The sequence below is a fragment of the Enterobacter sp. 118C5 genome, assembly GCF_034107645.1.
In the GTDB taxonomy this organism is placed as follows: Bacteria; Pseudomonadota; Gammaproteobacteria; order Enterobacterales; family Enterobacteriaceae; genus Enterobacter; species Enterobacter nematophilus.
Window position 1 is genome coordinate 53,348 of sequence record NZ_JAWNEU010000015.1, and the last position, 18,052, is coordinate 71,399.

Below are 18,052 nucleotides of genomic sequence, written 5' to 3' on the forward strand. Positions count from 1 at the left end.
TTATTATAAAAACGAAAAATTATAGTTGATAATAACCTGATGGGCGGGAGTGAAGATGCACAGGCAGCGTGGTTACGACCACCGCGCTGGCCGGAGCCGCCGCACCGTACGTGGCGGAGATTATCGGTCACCGGTCCGGACTGGACGACGGGATGGAAAAAGGCGCTGCCCACGCGGTGGCAAATGCCGCACTGGCAACAATGCAGGGGAAAGACGCGCTTGCGGGTTCAGCGGGTGCTGCGGCCGGAGAGCTGGCGGGCACGCTCGCGCTGGAGATGTACGGGAAGGATGTTAGTGCGCTGAGCGAAAGGGAAAAGCAGACCATCAGCGCCCTGGCGACCCTCGCCGCAGGCATCGCGGGCGGGCTGACGGGCGACAGCACGGCATCTGCGGTGGAAGGGGCGCAGGCCGGGAAGACGACGGTGGAGAATAACCTGATGGCCGGGAATGAAGATGCACAGGCGGCGTGGTTACGACAACACGGAACGGATATGGCGTCATGTGCCGATAACCCGTCCGGGGCGGCATGTCAGAAAGCAATAAATGAGCGGGATGCTGTCACACTGGCGATTGCATCTGGAGGAACGGCTTTTCTCTCAGGGGAGGCACTGGCACTTTGGGCATTAGGGGCTGGAGCGAATGCAGGTATAAGTTATTGGTTTTATGGCACAATTGATCCGGCAAATGCAGTTATTGCTGGCTGGGTAAACGTAATTAGTAGGGGTTATGGCGCAGTAGGTACTGTGGGCTGGAATGCCGCCGGAGGGGCATTGGGTAACTGGATTGATGGTAAAGTCCCGTTGTCTGGCGCATTAATCAATGGTGTGGGTTCTGTCGCAGGCTATGGTATCGGTAAGGGCCTTTCGTGATGAATAAACTCTGGTGCAAACTGGTGGAAAGTTGGATGGGATCCGAAATTCAACCCAGAGCTAATGCAGCTGACTGAAATAAAAGGAGATTTCTGGATTTCAAAGGAAATGGTGCCAAGTAATGTTCCCAGTTCAATTGGCGACATTGGAGATAGTATATCTTCAGAAGTTGGCGGTACATATAAAGAATACAAAATGAAAAAAGCAGGAGGTGGTAAATGAAATCACTAAATTTCATGTTCCCTTTATTTTTTTTGATTGCTTTTAGCATAGTGTCAATTTTTCTAACAGGGGTGGTTTTATATATATGTGGGGAGTTTTTTTCTTTTTTTATAGAGGGATACAAATGTCTTTTTCATCAAGGTTTTTTCTTTTGTTAATCAAATTAAGTGTAAGTATAGGTAGCTTTGTTGGTTCAATGTTATGGGTTGCTAATTCGCTAAAAAAATGATCACTTTCGCTTCAGAAATTTGTGGGATATGACCGGAGTGAAGTTATGTGGTCACGTCAGCATGGTGTTGACATGACAACTTGTAATGAAGGCCCATCAGAATCGGTATGCCAAACTTGGCGAAATGACGGGCGACAGCACGGCATCTGCGTTGGCATAGGCGCAGACCGGGGAAAGCGTGGTGGAGAATAACTCGCTGGTGCGTATTGTGGTGCGTAATAAAGCAAATTAGACGCAGGACACTGCCGCCCTCTCCTGCGACACGGAAAATGCAAACGGCACCATCAACACCCTCTTCGATAAGGAGCGAGAACAGCGCAGCTTATAACAACACTCACCCTTGCGAGCCGCTTTCTAGCTTATAATCCTCGACAATATTCTTGTTTTCTTTTGAATCAAACCAGGCTATAAAACTGTACATCCATACAGCTTAAGGGGGTTTTCATGGCACTGGAAAAGGGTATTGAACGGTTTGTTAAAGGATTTATCGCTGCAGGTCGCCCCTCATCACGTCGTCAGACTATTGAGTTACGACGAGCGGGGTATGTTCTCAGCACAGGTCTTGCCGGGAAGACAGAAACGCGCGTCCAGATTAAAACGCTTGTTATTGAAAATATGACCATTCGCGTGTTTTCACCTCTCAATGCGCCTGAAATATTGCCTGCTGCCATCTACTATCACGGCGGATGCTTTATCAGCGGCGGCTTTGATACCCATGATAACCAACTCCGTCAGTTAGCCTGCTACGGCAATTGCCGGGTGATTGCGGTTCAGTACAGGTTGGCACCGGAGCATACCTTCCCCGCCGCACATGACGATGCCGAAAAAGGTGCGGATCTGATCTGGAAGTATGCAGACAAATTGGGCGTGGATAGGAATCAGATCACCCTTTGTGGAGACAGCGCGGGGGGACATCTGGCGCTGGTGACGGCGCTGCGGCTTAAGGCTAAAGGGCTGTGGCAACCTGCGCAGCTTATCCTTATCTACCCCATGCTCGACGCCACGGCCAGTTTTGAAAGCTATAGCCTCAACGGCATGGATTACGTGATTACTCGCGATACCCTGCTGAGCGGCTATGAAATATATCTGGCTGGAGCCGACCGTCAGCACCCTGAAGTTAGCCCGCAGTGGCGAGAAGACTTCAGCGGCCTGCCGGCTGTCCATATCATTACCGCTGAGTACGATCCACTACGCGATGAAGGAGAGGCGCTGTTCCAACGCCTCACGGAACAAGGGGTGACGTGTACCGCTCAGCGCTGGCTGGGTGTCATCCACGGCTTCTTCCAGCTTGGTGGAATTAGCCAGTCAGCGCGAGACGTTATCCGGGATATCGCATGGCGGATTCATCACATCCGACGAGAGTGAACAGGCGATTACTCCTCCTCGTTCCCCCCTTCTTCATACGCGCCATACGGCTTCGCAGGGAGAACGATGTAAGTTCCTTCAAACACCGCGCCCGGCGTTTCATCGCCGAACAGCTCAACCTGCATCTGCACGCGCGCTTTGCGGCCACGCGCCAGACGGTCAAGGTCACCACCCAGCGCGCCAAGGTCCGCCACCGCGCTCGGCTTGCCGCTTATCGGTGCGCTGTAGCGAATGTGGGCATCGGCCAGAATAATGGTGCCGCCGAGATGCCGCTCGCGCAGCATTAGCCAGATTAGCCCCCAGCCGGTGAGCGTCGCCAGGGAAAACAGGCTGCCGGCAAACAGGGTGTGGTGAGGGTTCTGATTGCCGATTTCCGGCATGGTGGTAATGAATTTTTGTCCGGTGTACTGCTGGATACGCACGCCCATCTTTTCACTCAGCGGGATGTGTTCATACCAGGCCTGCTGCAGCTGCCCGCACCAGTCCGCGCGGTGGAGAATGTCATCCAGCGTGGCGATGGGTTTGATCATCAAAAAGTGACGGATCGGCGTGGTTTGCGGAGCGGTGATTTCACCCTGGTTAACGAAACCAAGTTTGGCAAAAAACTCCACGGCATCTTCCCGGGCGCTACAGGTGACACGCTTGACGCCTTCCTGACGGGCGACGGACTCCAGCGTCATCGCCATCAGGGTGCCGAGGCCTTTGTCCTGTACTGACGGGTGAACCGCCATAAAGCGAATCGACGCTTCGTTATCGGCGTTGATATACAGTCGCCCGACGGCAACAAGGTTGCCCTCTTCGTCCATCACCATCTGATGGTGGGCCATCGCGTCCCAGGCGTCGCGTTCAGAGCCTTTTGGCTGATGCAGGGGCTTGCGCAGCATTTCCCAGCGGAACTGGTAATACGCTTCTAACTCTTCTTCCGTTTGCGGTACTCGAAGGTGATACATAGCTGTGCTCTCTCTTGTTACCCGCGGCCACGCCGCCAGTTGGCTCATACCTGGAGCCAGAATGTGACGGGGCCATCGTTCACCAGCGAGACCTGCATATCTGCAGCGAATCGTCCGGTTTGCGTATTCATTTCCTGTTGGCGACAACGCTCAACAAAGTATTCGTAAAGTGCTTCCGCACGATCCGGCGCGGCGCCTTTAGAGAAACTCGGGCGCATGCCGCGCTCGGTATCCGCTGCCAGCGTAAACTGGGAAACCACCAGCACGCTGCCGCCCGCCTGCTGGACGTTCAGGTTCATCTTGCCTTCCGCATCGCTGAATATGCGGTAGCCCAGCACGCGCTCGCATAAGCGGTTCGCTTTTTGTTCGTCATCATCCTTTTCGACACCTAACAACACCAAAAGTCCTGGGCCAATTTCACCCGTCACCTCTCCCTCCACGGTGACGCTGGCACGGGTTACGCGCTGTATCAATGCAATCATGGTTGGTCTGCTTCTAATTGTTTTTCAGCTTCTGCTGCTTTTTTAAGTTCGCGGTATACGCCGAGAGTGACAGTTATTTCGGCGCCGAGCAAGACGATACACCAGGTCCAGTAAACCCAGACAAACAAAATGGGGATCACCGCCAGCACGCCGTAAATCAGCTGATAAGAGGGGAACATGGTGATGTAAAGGGCAAACCCTTTTTTACCCAGTTCAAAGAGCACTGCAGCCACCAGCGCCCCCACTACCGCATCGCGGTTAGGCACGCGCGTGGTCGGTACGACGCTATAAAGGAGCCAGAACGAGAGCCAGGACAGGATCAGCGGAAAAATACGCAGCACGTTATCAATTACGCTGTTTAAATCGCTCGCCCAGCGCAAGGAGAGAAGATATGAACTGATTGCCAGGCTCGCCCCGGCCAGCAACGGCCCCAGCGTTAAAATCATCCAGTAGACGGCAAAGGAATAGACCTTAGGACGGATTTTTTTGCTTCGCCAGATGGTGTTAAGCGCGCTGTCGATGGAATACATCAACAGCAGCGCGGTAACGATAAGGCCGCACGCCCCCACCGCCGTCATCTTGCTGGAGTTGGCAACAAACTGCTCGATGTAGTTCTGGATAACATCCCCGGTGGCCGGGATGAAGTTCGCGAAGACGAAATGGCGAAGCTGCAGGCTGACGTCCGCAAACATCGGGAAGGCAGAAAAGAGCGCAAAGATAACCGCCACCAGCGGCACTAATGAGAGCAACGACACGTAGGCGAGATTACCCGCCAGCGTGGTCATGTTGTCCTCATCAATGCGGTGCCAGAGCAGCTTCAGCCAGGCCCTCAGCGGGCGAGTATGATGCGTGGCTTTTTGATGAACGGTTTTTAGCATAACTGCTTCGCAAAGTAGTTCGGTATCGTCTCTTTTCCGGTCACCAGAATTGACGTGATACCCAACTGGTTAGCTCCCTCTATATTATCGGCGTTGTCGTCGAAAAAGACCGCATCGGCCGCGGTGAATCCTTCTGCCTGCAAAACAGCCTGATAAATTCGCGCTTCCGGCTTACGCATACCCATCTCTTGCGAAAGATAGATCTTATCTGCCGCCGCCTTAACCTCTGGATATTCCTCAGGCCAGAAGGTGGTGTGCAGACGATTGGTATTCGACAGCACAACCACCCGATGCCCCTGCTCGCGCAGTTTGTGCATAATGTCGATCACTTCCGGACGGATCGCGACGAATACCGCCTGCCAGCCGTGGGAAAACTGTTCGTAGCTTAACGAAAGCCCCATCTCCTGGCAGAAGCGTTCAGCAAACTCTTCATCGCTAATCTCGCCGCGTTCATGCTGATGGAAGGTTTCACCCATCGCGAAATCCTGCTTTAACGTCGCCAGCGGCACACGGCTAAAGTCGCTCCAGGCCCCCAGCACCCGGTTAAAATCGATATCGACGATTACGTTTCCTAAGTCAAAGATATAAAGCATGTTTATCTCCTTTCGCCGTGGAGAGATAACTGTAGCGGGAATCACGAGATTTGACTATGCGTGCCATCTAAGGTGTGCGATCGATTTTTACGGCGCGTTTTTACGACAGTACAGCGAAGGGACGTTCGACGCGGCAAAAAGCCACGCTCCACGGTACTCATCAATCATCAGGCTCAGATCTCTTCCCGGCGTACGATAAAAGCCCGGTAGCGTTGCATTGATATCAGCCTCATCCGCACTATCGGCGAAGGTTTTAACAATACGATCGTTATTTAATACGCGCGCGTTCTGGTGATCGCTGTAGTGGAAATAGATGGTACGGTTGACTTCAGAAACCACGTGACCAAACAGTTTACCGTTAATGACAGCGGTTCCTTCCCGATGCTGCATTCGCCAGGAAACCGTTCCTACAAATCGGTTTTTACCAATCGTCCACTCCACATCACCTGTACAGCGTATCGGCGCACTCGAAAAATGCGAATACGCTAACCAGCCGCTGGTAATAGCAGCTCCCAGAAACGCCGCCAGCAAAATAATACGTTTTCCGAGTGTCGTCATTGCTCATGTGCCCAAAAATAATGCGTGGTACATAACGCTGCCGCGTCATGTCGCGCATCGTTATTACAGACAAACGCCGCGATTCGCTCCGTTTTACTATAGCCGATGAGAAAAACGTATCGGTTTCCGGCACACAGACTAGGGTAATTTTTTAACAAGCGCAGGTATTGGTCCTGCATAGGTTCATTAGGGGCATAAAAGAGTTGGCAGGCGTTGGTCGTGCTGCCCGTTGAAAGTGGAATGTAGTGACTAAACGGCATGTTCTGGTGATGTTTATATAATATGACCCCGTTAATAAGCGCGATAAGTAAAAGCGCAGCGGTGGCTATTATCAACCACGCCGGCTTCTTCATCGCACTGCCCTCGGCTACTGGCGCGTCTTTATCGGCAATTACCGGCTCAGCGGTTGGGGTAAAAACGTCAACCTGAGTGGCTTCGGAAAGCGTCAGCCCGCGACGTGAAATCGTTTTTACCGTATCGCGCGGTAAACCCACCTCAGCCAGCGCATTGCGCAAGGTCAAAATGGCCTGATAAAAGGTATTCGGCGTGGTGACGTCGTTACGCTCACCCCATCCCACAACCATTAACTGATTTTGCGAAATTATTTCGCCAGGATGGGTTACGAGATAAAGAAAGCAGAGATTGGCAGGAAGCTGTAATAGTATCGTGCGCCCGGTAATAGGATTCACCAGGGTTTTATTTTCCGGGTCGTACTCGACTACCTTGTTAATGAGATACAATTTTACTTTCCTCTGCAATAACAATATTTAACCACGCACACCCAAAAATCATACGTATATTTAACAACAGTATAGGTCAGAAGGATTAGGACACGACACCTCTCTACCTAAGATTAGAAACATCGTATTATTTTTCAATCTGTTACAAGACGATTTTCTTAGGTGAGCCTCAGCTAAAAGGACATAATGAGATTTCATTACACTTCACCAGGCTAAATAATTATATTGAGCCACACGTTGAGAAACGACTGACGTTCAGGCAGATCGAGGTGACAAATCTTTAGCTATTAGTGCTATTCAGTGAATTTCCCTCCGGGGCTGTTTTTGCCGAATAATCTTAATGGCTTAATGAATATTCCTGGATAACACCAGGCAACCAATGTTATGTCGCTATGTCTACGGCCTGCAAGAATAGATACCGCCAGGAATTTATATTCCCTGCGATTATTTCTCATAAAAACGTCAGGATCGCTGGATATGTTTCAAGATTGACACATTTGAAAGGCAGTGAAATATTGATAATGAAAATAAGACAGGAGTGGACTGGATGATAACATCGTCGCAAAAAGTTGTCCGCTGTATAAGCTGCGAATTGTCCTGTCAGTTATTCCCGGATAATACAGTGCGCTCACAATACTGTGGCAACGCCTCCTTCGCAGTTTGGCCGGTGGGAAATCATTTCCTGCAACTTGCAGTTGAAAATAAAATATTGTCTGGAAACACAAATCACTTATTACGCGGCTTTATTTTTGTAGATTTTTCGATGTACAACCTGCGCCTGCTTGTCGATCCGCAATGGATTGACCATCTGGCGATGACTAACATGCACATCGTGCTTATCACGGACCGTAAACTGGAGGCGTTGGCTCATTACTTCTTCACTCACCGCAGTGAAATAAAGGGAATTATTTATTCTGATGACAATGATGCTTTATTGCATGAAAAAATTAACCATCTTTTTTCCGGCAGGCGAGTGAACAATAGGCGAGGAAATACCCTGAACGCTGTTGAATTCACTTTACTTAACAGGTTTATGTCAGGAATGTGCCTCCAGGAGATAATAAAAACAACCAGCATTGATGTGAAAAAAATTTATGTTCATAAAATACGATTAGAGAGGAAGCTAGGCACCAGCATTCATAAAATACTCGTTTCTATTTTGTAATTTCAATTTATTAACATACCCACATTTAATGGTGTGGAGGATGTTTTACGCCTGAAAGAAAGGGGGCAGTTATGCCATATTTATTGAAACATTCACCTGTCGCCGTTGCGATTTCGCTGGCACTCTCGTCAGCGCTATTTACCGCGAATGCAGCAGTTATCGATTTTTCTAATTTACCTGCCACCGGAGCAGTAACGGATTTGCCTGCGGAAATACAGGCGCTGATTCCTACAACGGCCAACGCGAACTTTAGCAAAAATACCAGCGACCCTAACTATGTCTACCAGTATAGCCCGGGCAATATTCCAGTCTACGGGGATGGGCTCACCCTTGAAGGGCCGGGAGCGGAAGCCTTCGAGCACTCCGTGACCGTTATCCAGAACTCCACGTCCGGCAGCCCGGGGGTGATATTTGGGGACGACCTGACTATTCGTACCCAGTCAAAAGTGGCCGCCAATAACGGTAAAGATGTCGACGGTATTCGTACCCATGGTATGAACACGCCGAATAACCCGGTGTTTATCATTACTGGCGACCGCACCCACATTTACGTTAATGGCCAAAGCGGCGATGGCATTAATGCCGGGTACAGCTCCTTCAGCCAGGGCTCTCTCGGCTCCGCCAATATTTATGTGGGTGACGATCTTTATATCGAAACCACCGGCAGTACCGGTCGCGGTATTAGCGCTTATGCGCTGAATGACGCCTCGAAGGCTAAAAATAACATTATCGTCGGCGATCGTGCGCATATTGTAACGCGGGGTACCTACGCCGAGGGGATACGTACTAACCAGAGCGGCTCATCCGTCCGTCTGGGAGATGAGGCCACCATCGAAACGTTCGGCACCTCGGCCTACGGCCTGTATGCGGGTTCTGCCTCCAGAATCGAGCTGGGAAAAAAAGCGACCATTACCACCGACGCAGCCAGTGCCTCCGGGGTGTATTCTACCGGCTCGTCAACCATCACTCTTGATGAAGGCGCAACCATCACCACCAACGGTGCCAGCGCGCATGGTATATACGCTTACACAGCAGCGGTAAATGTGGGAGATAACGTCACCATTGCGGTCAACAGCAGCGAGAAAACCAGCAGTTCCGCCCAGGCACCGCACGGGATGTATGCCTGGTCACGCGGCGTGATAACGCTCGACGGTGGGGCAACCATTACCACCGCAGGCCAGCGCGACAACGGTAGCTATGCCCTGAACGCCAGCAACGGTGGAATTATTGATGCCTCCACGGGCGGAAAATTCATCCTTAACGGCGATATCCTCGCCGCAGGCGGCGTCGCGGCCACCAGTACCCTTCCGGCACAAAACAGTACCATTACGCTGACGATGGGTAACAGCTCGCTGTGGAACGGGGCGTCTTACATAGAGAGCAACGCTGCCGGGACCGGTACTCTCACGCTTACGATGAATGACGCCGTCTGGAATATGCGCGACAGCTCAACGCTGACCAGCCTGACCCTGAATGCGGGCGGCACGATTAATTTCCAGCACGCTGAGGACGCGGCCTGGCAGACCCTGACCGTCAACGAGGATTACATCGGCAACGGCGGCAAGCTGGTTTTCAATACCGTGCTGTTTGACGATACCTCGGAAACGGACAAACTTATCGTTGCAGGCAACACCTCCGGTCACACCGAGGTGGAAGTGAATAACATTGGCGGTACTGGCGCACAAACCGTTGAAGGAATTGAAATTGTCAGCGTTGGCGGCAACTCGGAAGGGACGTTTGAGAAAGCCAGCCGTATCGTGGCGGGAGGTTATGACTATAACGTTGTGCAGAAAGGTAAGAACTGGTTCCTGACCAGCCTGGCTGAACCCGTTGACCCACCGATCGACCCGGTAGATCCTCCTGTTGACCCGGTAGACCCACCGGTCGACCCGGTCGACCCGCCTGTTGACCCGGTGGATCCACCTGTTGACCCCGTCGACCCGCCTGTCGTTCCGGTAGATCCGCCCGTCGACCCGGTGATTCCGCCGCAAGAACCGGTACCGCCACCTGCTCCGCCGAAAAGCGAGCATCAGTATCGTCCGGAATTTGGCAGCTATCAGGCAAACAGCTATGCGGCAAATACGCTGTTTATGACCCGCCTGCACGATCGTCTGGGTGAAACGCAGTACACCGACATGCTCACCGGCGAGCAAAAAGTGACGAGCCTGTGGATGCGTAACGTCGGCGGGCATACGCGTTTCAACGACGGCAGCGGCCAGCTAAAAACGACAGCTAACCGTTACGTGCTGCAGCTGGGCGGCGATGTCGCCCAGTGGAGCAGCGACGGCCTGGACCGCTGGCATCTTGGCCTGATGGCAGGCTACGGCAACAGCCAGAGCCGAAGCGCTTCCAGCCTGACCGGATACCACTCACGTGGCGAAGTGAATGGCTATAGCGTAGGTCTGTACGGTACCTGGTACGCAAACGAAGCCGATAAAAGCGGCACCTACGTAGATAGCTGGGTGCTGTATAACTGGTTTGACAATAAGGTCATGGGGCAGGATCAGGCCACTGAGAATTATCGCTCCAGCGGCGTGACCGCCTCTGTCGAAGCAGGCTATAGCCTTAAGGTGGGTGAAAGCGGCCGCAACAGCTACTGGATCCAGCCGAAGGCGCAGGCCGTTTGGATGGACGTGCAGGCTGACGACCATCGCGAGCGTAACGGTACGCGGGTGAAAGACGAAACCCAGGGGAACCTGATGACGCGTCTCGGCGTGAAGGCCTACATCAGCGGACATAACGCGATGGATGACGGTAAATCACGAAACTTCCAGCCGTTTATCGAAGCGAACTGGATCCACAATACCCAGACCACGCGCATTCGCATGGATGACGTCAGCAATGAAATGCGCGGTACGCGCAATATCGGTGAACTTAAGACAGGCATAGAGGGGCAGATTACGCCGCAGCTTAGCGTATGGGGCAACGTGGCTCAGCAGATAGGCGACAAAGGCTACCGCGATACGCAGGGGATGCTGGGGGTGAAATACAGCTTCAAATAACAAAAAAGCCGCTGAGAAATCAGCGGCTTTTTTGCTTCAGGCGATATCGTCGCTGGTACAGGCCAGCACCGTTTCAACCTTACTGGATTTGAGATGATTTTGCAGCGCCGAGCCGGGCATCTCATCGGTGAAGAGCGCAGTAGCCTGCGAGACGTTACCCACCTCAACGGCCGCAGAAGCGGTATATTTCGTATGATCGGCCGCTAAAAGAATGTGGCGGGAGTGGGCCATCATGGTTTTCACCACGCTGGCTTCGTTGACGTCAAACTCCATCATGGCGCCGTCGTGCTCAATCGCTCCGATGCTGGTCACCAGGTAATCAGCCCGGAAGCCAGACACGAAGGCGGTTGCCGCAGGCCCGATAATGCCGCCGTTGTGCGGGCGCAGCGTGCCGCCCGGCACCATCACTTCAAAGCGCGGGTTCTTATACAGAATATGCGCCACCCGCAGGCTGTTGGTGATGATGCGCAGATGATTATGGTTAAGCAGCGCCCGGGCAACGTGCTCCACGGTCGTGCCGATGGTGATGAAAATAGTCGAGCCGTCGGGAATATAGTCCGCAATCGCTTCGGCAATCGCCCGCTTCTCTTCGGTCAGCGAGACTTCGCGCTGCTCGAACGCCGTGTTCACCACGCTGGATGCCCTGCCCGCGCCGCCGTGATGACGCGTGATCAGCCCCTGCTCGCTGAGCTTGCGGATATCCCGGCGCACCGTTTGCGTCGACACGTCCAGCAGCTGCGCCAGTTCGTCAATGTTCATATATCCGCGGTCGGCAATCAGCGTCAGCAGCTGATCGTGACGCGGGTTGCCGGTCAGTTCGGTAAGGCTCATGGGCTGTCCTCTGAAAACCATCACGCCCCGCATTTTATACAAAAAGTGACAAAAAAGAGCGGGTTTGATCACAGTCGGGTATACCCGCGCGCCCGCCGGGCTTTGTGCATTTCAGGGCTGCAACGGCGCTGGCAAAACGCACGGCGTCTGCGGCGGTGGAATGCTGTCCCAGGCTGAACGCCAGCGCGCCGTGGAAAACATCGCCCGCGCCGGTGGTATCAATGACGTTCACCTCAAAGCCGGGCTGATGGCACAGCGCGTCATTTTCCAGCCAGAAGCAGCCGTCTCGCCCCTGCGTGACGTACACATGTCCATTTGTGAGCGTTTGTGCTTTTCTCAGGGCATTTTCTGTTTCGTCCAGCTGCGTAAGGCGACGCAGTCCCGGCGCGGAAAAGGCCGCGTGGTCACTTAAGGCGATCAGCTCCGCGATATCCTGCGGGGTGACATCCGCATCTAGTACTGTCGGCACGCCCTGCTGACGGGCGAGGGTAAACGCCTGCTTTGCGCCGTCATGCCAGCGCACGTCTGCTAACACGATATCCCATTGCGAGAAGTCGATTTCACGCAGCCAGTCTGCCGCGGCAGGGAGATCGGGGCTGGGGTAGTTCGCAATCACACGCTCCCCGCTGCCGTCCACCAGCACCGCGGATTGTGACGATCGGGCACTTTTAAAGACGCGCGTGTAGCGGGTATTCACCCCCAGGGATTCCAGCTCCGCGAGCAGCCGTCTGCCGGTATCGTCGTCCCCCACCCGGCCAATAAAATCCACGTCCGCGCCCAGTTTTGCCGCCGCCACCGCCGCAGTTGCCGCCGGGCCGCCGCCCACTTCCGTATAGTCTTTCGCGACATATTTCCCACCTTCCTTAGGTAAATCATCGAGATACCAGATGCGATCCAGCACGGTTATGCCGACACAAACGATGCGAGTCATGGTGATTCCTTCTGCGATTTCTGATGTCTTCATTTTAATTTCATCAAATGTTTAAAAAGTGACCCGTGTCAATTTTTTGACTATAAATTACAAATACGATCAAAAACAGACACCACAAACGCGCAAAAATTGACACGATGTGACAGGAGAGAGGCATGTCAGCAATCGCATTTATCGGTTTAGGGCAGATGGGCGCGCCAATGGCGAAGAATCTGTTGAAACAGGGCCACCAGCTTAACGTCTTTGATGTAAACCCGCAGGCAGTGCAGGCGCTGGTGGAGAGCGGCGCACAGGCGGCGGCAACGCCCGCGCAGGCCGCCACGGACGCCGAATTCGTCATCACCATGCTGCCAAACGGCGACCTGGTGCGCAGCGTGCTGTTCGGTAAGTACGGCGTGTGCGAGGGGCTATCCCCCGACGCGCTGGTGATAGATATGTCCACCATTCACCCGCTGCAAACCGACGCGCTGATCCGCGACATGGCTGAACGCGGCTTTAGCCTTATGGACGTGCCCGTCGGACGCACGTCTGACCACGCCATCGCCGGTACGTTGCTTCTACTGGCGGGCGGCACGGCGCAGCAGGTTGAGCGCGCCACTCCCGTATTAATGGCGATGGGCAATGAGCTGATTAACGCCGGCGGGCCGGGCATGGGCATCCGCGTGAAGCTTATCAATAACTACATGAGCATCGCCCTGAACGCCCTTTCGGCGGAGGCGGCCGTGCTGTGTGAAGCGCTTGGGCTCTCCTTTGACGTGGCGCTCAAGGTGATGAGCGGCACGCCGGCGGGCAAAGGCCACTTCACCACCTCATGGCCGAACAAGGTGCTAAAAGGGGATCTTTCACCCGCCTTCATGATCGACCTTGCGCATAAAGATCTGGGGATCGCTCTGGACGTGGCCAACCAGCTCCACGTTCCGATGCCGCTCGGCGCGGCTTCCCGCGAAGTTTACAACCAGGCTCGCGCCGCCGGGCGCGGACGCGAAGACTGGACGGCCATTCTTGAACAGGTTCGCGCATCTGCCGGGCTGAAAAAAACACACTGATACGAAAGGACTGAGGAATGACGATGTACACCCTGAAAGATATCACCCGACCTTCCGGCGGTTTTGCGATGCTGGCCGTGGACCAGCGCGAAGCAATGCGCCTGATGTTTGCCGCGGCAGGCGCGCCGGTGCCGGTAACCGACCAGCACCTGACGGAGTTTAAGGTTAACGCGGCGAAGATTCTGTCGCCGTACGCCTCTGCCATTCTCGTCGACCAGCAGTTCTGCTATCGCCAGATCGTGGAGCAGCAGGCCGTTGCCGAAAGCTGCGCGATGATTGTGGCCGCCGACGAGTTTATTCCGGGGAACGGTATTCCGGTCGACAGCGTGGCGATCGACAAGAATATCGACGCGCAGGCGGTCAAACGCGATGGCGGCAAGGCGCTGAAGCTGCTGGTGCTGTGGCGCAGCGATGAAGATCCGCAGCAGCGTCTGGAGATGGTGAAGGCGTTCAACACCATGTGCCACGACAACGGGCTGCTGAGCATTATCGAGCCGGTGGTGCGTCCCCCGCGTCGCGGCGCCGCGTTTAACCGCGAGCAGGCGATTATCGACGCGGCCAAAGAGCTGGGCGACAGCGGCGCCGACCTCTACAAAGTGGAGATGCCGCTGTTTGGCAAGGGCACGCAGCAGGAACTGCTGGCCGCCTCGCAAAGGTTAAACGAGAACATCGCGATGCCGTGGGTGATCCTCTCCTCCGGCGTGGACGAAAAATTATTCCCGCGCGCCGTGAGCGTAGCGATGCAGGCAGGGGCATCAGGCTTTTTAGCCGGTCGCGCCGTGTGGTCATCGGTGATTGGCCTGCCGGACACCGAACTGATGCTCCGCGATATATCTGTACCCAAACTGCAGCGTCTGGGTGAGATCGTCGACGAAATGATGGCTCGCCGCTGAGAAAGGACCCAAACATGAAATGGTTTAACACCCTGAGCCATAACCGCTGGCTCGAACAAGAGACCGATCGCATTCTCGATTTCGGCAAAAACGCCGCCGTGCCGACCGGCTTTGGCTGGCTGGGCAATAACGGGCAGGTTCGCAGCGATATGGGTACCCATCTGTGGATCACCGCCCGCATGCTGCACGTGTACGCGGTGGCGGCGAACATGGGCCGTCCCGGCGCGTATGCCCTGGTCGAGCACGGCATCAATGCCCTGAACGGCCCGCTGCGCGACAAACAGCACGGCGGCTGGTACGCCTGCGTTAACGATGAGGGCGTGATGGATGCCTCCAAGCAGGGCTATCAGCACTTCTTCGTGCTGCTGGGCGCGGCGAGCGCCGTTACCACCGGTCACCCGGAGGCGCGCAGGCTGCTGGACGATGCCATCGAGGTGATTGAGCGCTACTTCTGGAGCGAGCAGGAGCAGATGTGCCTGGAGTCCTGGGATGAGGCCTTCAGCAAAACGGAAGATTACCGCGGCGGTAACGCCAACATGCACGCCGTGGAAGCCTTCCTGATCGTCTATGACGTGACCCACGACCGGAAATGGCTCGACCGCGCCCTGCGCATCGCCTCGGTGATTATTCACGACGTGGCGCGCAACGGGGAGTACCGCGTTAACGAGCATTTCGACGCCAGCTGGAACCCGATCCGCGACTACAACATCGATAACCCTGCCCACCGCTTCCGCGCCTACGGCGGCACGCCGGGGCACTGGATCGAGTGGGGCCGCCTGATGCTGCACCTGCGCGCCGCCCTGGAAGCGCGCTTTGAAACCCCGCCGGCGTGGCTGCTGGAAGATGCGAAAGGGCTTTTCCACGCCACTATCCGCGACGCCTGGGCACCCGACGGGGCAGACGGATTTGTCTACTCCGTGGGCTGGGACGGCAAGCCAATCGTGCGCGAACGCGTGCGCTGGCCAATCGTCGAGGCGATGGGCACAGCATATGCGCTTTACACCGTGACCGGCGAGGCGCAGTACGAAGCCTGGTATCAGAAGTGGTGGGATTACTGCATCAAGTACCTGATGGACTATGAGAACGGTTCCTGGTGGCAGGAGCTGGACACCAATAACGAAGTGACCACCAAAGTCTGGGACGGCAAGCAGGATATTTACCACCTGCTGCACTGCCTGGTGATCCCCCGCCTGCCGCTGGCGCCGGGCTTAGCCCCTGCCGTAGCCGCTGGTTTACTGGACAGCCTGGCCAAATAATAAAGACGGAGTTTTTATGCGTACCCTACACAATATAAATCTGAAAAATAATGAAAATGGTTTCACCCTCAGCTGGGAAAACCGCCTGATTTTATCCCACTCCGCGGATGCCCCCTGCCTGTGGATCGGCGCAGGCGAGGCCGATATTGAGATGTTTCGCGGCAATTTCAGCATTAAGGACAAGCTCAACGAAAAGATTGCTCTGACGGACGCGACCGTTACGCAGCAAAGCGCGGGCTGGGCGATCCGCTTTACCCGCGGCGATGCGGTGAGCGCGACGCTGCTGGTGGGCGTCGATGCACAAGGCCGTCTGGAGCTGAAGCTTAAAAATGATGCTCCCGGCCATAACCGAATCTGGCTGCGGCTGGCGGCCCGGCCTGAAGATCATATCTACGGCTGCGGCGAGCAGTTCTCGTACTTCGATCTGCGCGGCAAGCCGTTCCCGCTGTGGACCAGCGAGCAGGGCGTGGGTCGCAATAAGCAGACCTACGTCACCTGGCAGGCCGACTGCAAAGAGAACGCGGGCGGCGACTACTACTGGACCTTCTTCCCGCAGCCGACCTTCGTGAGCACCCAGAAGTATTACTGCCACGTGGATAACAGCTGCTACATGAACTTCGACTTCAGCGCGCCGGACTTCCACGAGCTGGCGTTCTGGGAAGATAACGCCACGCTGCGCTTCGAATGTGCGGAAACCTACGTCGATCTGCTGGAAAAACTCACCGGCCTGCTGGGGCGCCAGCCAGAGCTGCCGGACTGGGTCTACGACGGCGTGACGCTGGGCATTCAGGGCGGCACCGAGGTGTGCCAGCAGAAGCTCGACGCTATGCGCCAGGGCGGCGTGAAGGTGAACGGCATCTGGGCGCAGGACTGGTCCGGCATCCGCATGACCTCCTTCGGCAAACGCGTAATGTGGAACTGGAAATGGAACAGCGAGCTCTATCCGCAGCTTGACGAACGTATCGCGCAGTGGAAACAGGAGGGCGTGCAGTTCCTCTCCTATATCAACCCGTACGTTGCCAGCGATCGCGACTTATGCAAAGAGGCATCAACGCGCGGCTATCTGACCAAAGACGCCGACGGCAAGGACTACCACGTTGAGTTCGGCGAGTTCTACGCGGGCGTTATCGACCTGACCAACCCGGAAGCCTACGGCTGGTACAAAGAGGTCATTAAAAAGAACCTGATCGCGCTGGGCTGCGGCGGCTGGATGGCCGATTTCGGGGAATATCTGCCGACCGATACCTTCCTGCACAACGGCGTTAGCGCGGAGATCATGCATAACGCCTGGCCTGCCCTGTGGGCGAAATGTAACTACGAGGCGCTGGAGGAGACCGGCAAGCTCGGGGAGATCCTGTTCTTCATGCGCGCGGGCTACACCGGCAGCCAGAAGCACTCGGTGATGATGTGGGCGGGGGATCAGAACGTCGACTGGAGCCTGGACGACGGTCTGGCGTCAGTCGTACCGGCGGCCCTTTCGCTGGCGATGACCGGACACGGCCTGCACCACAGCGACATTGGCGGCTATACGACGCTCTTCGAGATGAAGCGCAGCAAAGAGCTGCTCCTGCGCTGGTGCGACTTCAGCGCCTTTACGCCAATGATGCGCACCCACGAGGGCAACCGCCCTGGCGATAACTGGCAGTTCGACGGCGACGCGGAAACCATCGCGCACTTCGCGCGCATGACCACCGTCTTCACCACCCTGAAGCCGTACATCAAAGCCGCCGTCGCGCAGAACGCGAAAAGCGGCCTGCCGGTGATGCGCCCGCTGTTCCTGCACTACGAAGACGACGCGCGCGCCTACACGCTGAAGTATCAGTATCTGTTTGGCCGCGATCTGCTGGTAGCGCCGGTTCATGAAGAGGGACGCCGCGACTGGACGCTCTATCTGCCGCAGGACAGCTGGGTCAACGCGTGGACCGGGGAAATCTGCCAGGGCGGTGACGTGACCGTTGATGCCCCACTCGGCAAGCCGCCGGTCTTCTACCGCCAGCACAGCGAATGGGCAGATCTGTTTAGCACCTTACGTCATATCTGAT

At 55.2% G+C, this 18,052-nt stretch carries 16 protein-coding genes and 1 pseudogene; 9 read left to right on the forward strand and 8 right to left on the reverse strand.

Going from position 1 to position 18,052, the window contains the following annotated elements:
* Positions 1 to 77: 77 nt before the first annotated feature.
* From UTO39_RS22360 to UTO39_RS19275, 3 genes and pseudogenes are all read left to right on the forward strand, one after another.
* A pseudogene (locus UTO39_RS22360) lies at positions 78 to 440 on the forward strand (VENN motif pre-toxin domain-containing protein); the annotation flags it as partial.
* 492 nt (positions 441 to 932) lie between these two features.
* Positions 933 to 1,091, forward strand: coding sequence for a hypothetical protein (locus UTO39_RS19270; RefSeq protein WP_316330806.1), 159 nt, complete (start codon positions 933 to 935; stop codon positions 1,089 to 1,091).
* 673 nt (positions 1,092 to 1,764) lie between these two features.
* On the forward strand, positions 1,765 to 2,685 hold the full coding sequence (locus UTO39_RS19275; protein WP_320727833.1) for an alpha/beta hydrolase: 921 nt from the start codon (positions 1,765 to 1,767) through the stop codon (positions 2,683 to 2,685).
* Between the two features lie 8 nt (positions 2,686 to 2,693).
* On the opposite strand, the gene fabY is transcribed toward UTO39_RS19275, so the two are convergent.
* From fabY to UTO39_RS19305, 6 genes are all read right to left on the reverse strand, one after another.
* Positions 2,694 to 3,635: a fatty acid biosynthesis protein FabY gene (fabY, locus tag UTO39_RS19280; RefSeq protein ID WP_023331628.1), complete on the reverse strand. Its 942-nt coding sequence runs from the start codon at positions 3,633 to 3,635 to the stop codon at positions 2,694 to 2,696.
* A gap of 44 nt (positions 3,636 to 3,679) precedes the next feature.
* Positions 3,680 to 4,117 carry a D-aminoacyl-tRNA deacylase gene (gene dtd, locus UTO39_RS19285; RefSeq protein ID WP_008501836.1) on the reverse strand — a complete coding sequence of 146 codons (438 nt, stop codon included), beginning with the start codon at positions 4,115 to 4,117 and terminating at the stop codon, positions 3,680 to 3,682.
* Positions 4,114 to 4,995 carry a virulence factor BrkB family protein gene (locus tag UTO39_RS19290; RefSeq protein ID WP_045260235.1) on the reverse strand — a complete coding sequence of 294 codons (882 nt, stop codon included), beginning with the start codon at positions 4,993 to 4,995 and terminating at the stop codon, positions 4,114 to 4,116. The genes dtd and UTO39_RS19290 overlap by 4 nt, the downstream gene beginning before the upstream one ends.
* On the reverse strand, positions 4,989 to 5,588 hold the full coding sequence (gene yihX, locus UTO39_RS19295) for a glucose-1-phosphatase (protein ID WP_045260234.1): 600 nt from the start codon (positions 5,586 to 5,588) through the stop codon (positions 4,989 to 4,991). Before yihX ends, UTO39_RS19290 begins: the two co-directional genes overlap by 7 nt.
* An 87-nt stretch (positions 5,589 to 5,675) precedes the next feature.
* Positions 5,676 to 6,146, reverse strand: coding sequence for a hypothetical protein (locus UTO39_RS19300; protein WP_320727834.1), 471 nt, complete (start codon positions 6,144 to 6,146; stop codon positions 5,676 to 5,678).
* Positions 6,143 to 6,886 (reverse strand): transcriptional regulator, encoded by a 744-nt coding sequence (locus UTO39_RS19305; RefSeq protein ID WP_320727835.1) that lies wholly within the window; start codon positions 6,884 to 6,886, stop codon positions 6,143 to 6,145. The genes UTO39_RS19300 and UTO39_RS19305 overlap by 4 nt, the downstream gene beginning before the upstream one ends.
* Before the next feature lie 547 nt (positions 6,887 to 7,433).
* Between UTO39_RS19305 and UTO39_RS19310 the strand changes: the two genes are divergently transcribed.
* Together UTO39_RS19310 and UTO39_RS19315 are read left to right on the forward strand one after the other, a co-directional pair.
* Positions 7,434 to 8,051: a helix-turn-helix transcriptional regulator gene (locus UTO39_RS19310; RefSeq protein ID WP_320727836.1), complete on the forward strand. Its 618-nt coding sequence runs from the start codon at positions 7,434 to 7,436 to the stop codon at positions 8,049 to 8,051.
* Between the two features lie 71 nt (positions 8,052 to 8,122).
* A complete protein-coding gene (locus UTO39_RS19315; protein WP_320727837.1) occupies positions 8,123 to 11,053 on the forward strand; it encodes an autotransporter outer membrane beta-barrel domain-containing protein in 2,931 nt (976 codons plus the stop codon).
* 36 nt (positions 11,054 to 11,089) lie between these two features.
* On the opposite strand, the gene UTO39_RS19320 is transcribed toward UTO39_RS19315, so the two are convergent.
* Together UTO39_RS19320 and UTO39_RS19325 are read right to left on the reverse strand one after the other, a co-directional pair.
* On the reverse strand, positions 11,090 to 11,884 hold the full coding sequence (locus tag UTO39_RS19320) for a DeoR/GlpR family DNA-binding transcription regulator (RefSeq protein WP_151412561.1): 795 nt from the start codon (positions 11,882 to 11,884) through the stop codon (positions 11,090 to 11,092).
* Positions 11,885 to 11,918: 34 nt separating this feature from the next.
* Positions 11,919 to 12,815, reverse strand: a complete 897-nt coding sequence (locus tag UTO39_RS19325) for a sugar kinase (protein WP_320727838.1) — start codon at positions 12,813 to 12,815, stop codon at positions 11,919 to 11,921.
* Between the two features lie 155 nt (positions 12,816 to 12,970).
* Here UTO39_RS19325 and yihU point away from each other — a divergent pair, with 155 nt between their 5' ends.
* From yihU to UTO39_RS19345, 4 genes are read left to right on the forward strand one after another with little or no spacing between them, the layout of a single operon-like run.
* The gene (yihU, locus tag UTO39_RS19330; protein WP_320727839.1) at positions 12,971 to 13,861 is read left to right on the forward strand and encodes a sulfolactaldehyde 3-reductase; all 891 of its coding nucleotides are present in this window, start codon (positions 12,971 to 12,973) and stop codon (positions 13,859 to 13,861) included.
* Positions 13,862 to 13,878: 17 nt separating this feature from the next.
* The gene (yihT, locus tag UTO39_RS19335) at positions 13,879 to 14,754 is read left to right on the forward strand and encodes a sulfofructosephosphate aldolase (RefSeq protein WP_320727840.1); all 876 of its coding nucleotides are present in this window, start codon (positions 13,879 to 13,881) and stop codon (positions 14,752 to 14,754) included.
* 14 nt (positions 14,755 to 14,768) lie between these two features.
* Entirely contained in the window at positions 14,769 to 16,010 is a 1,242-nt protein-coding gene (yihS, locus tag UTO39_RS19340) for a sulfoquinovose isomerase (protein WP_320727841.1), read from the forward strand.
* Positions 16,011 to 16,026: 16 nt separating this feature from the next.
* Positions 16,027 to 18,051 carry an alpha-glucosidase gene (locus tag UTO39_RS19345; protein WP_320727842.1) on the forward strand — a complete coding sequence of 675 codons (2,025 nt, stop codon included), beginning with the start codon at positions 16,027 to 16,029 and terminating at the stop codon, positions 18,049 to 18,051.
* Position 18,052: the final 1 nt, after the last annotated feature.